This is a genomic window from Microbulbifer okhotskensis (assembly GCF_023895975.1).
GTDB lineage: Bacteria > Pseudomonadota > Gammaproteobacteria > Pseudomonadales > Cellvibrionaceae > Microbulbifer > Microbulbifer okhotskensis.
Genome location: NZ_JALBWM010000540.1, coordinates 1 through 227, shown reverse-complemented (window position 1 = coordinate 227; position 227 = coordinate 1). Strand labels below are relative to the sequence as shown.

The window sequence follows — 227 nt, the reverse complement described above, 5'->3', positions numbered from 1 at the left end:
GCAGATCAAGGCCGTATTCTTCCCGGGCCTGGTGCGCAGACACCCAGGGATCGTGCACATCCACGTGGGCACCATAGGACTCAAGCTGGCGCACCACATCAATGACCTTGGTATTGCGGATATCGGGGCAGTTCTCCTTGAACGAGAGTCCCAGTATCAGCACCTTCGCATCGGACACGTGCACGCGCCGCTTGATCATCAGCTTGACCACTTCTTCAGCCACGTAC

At 57.7% G+C, this 227-nt stretch carries 1 protein-coding gene; it reads right to left on the bottom strand.

The annotated features are described in order from the left end of the window. A partial coding sequence (locus MO867_RS23215) for a UDP binding domain-containing protein (RefSeq protein ID WP_305884255.1) occupies positions 1-227 on the bottom strand: 227 nt, incomplete at both ends.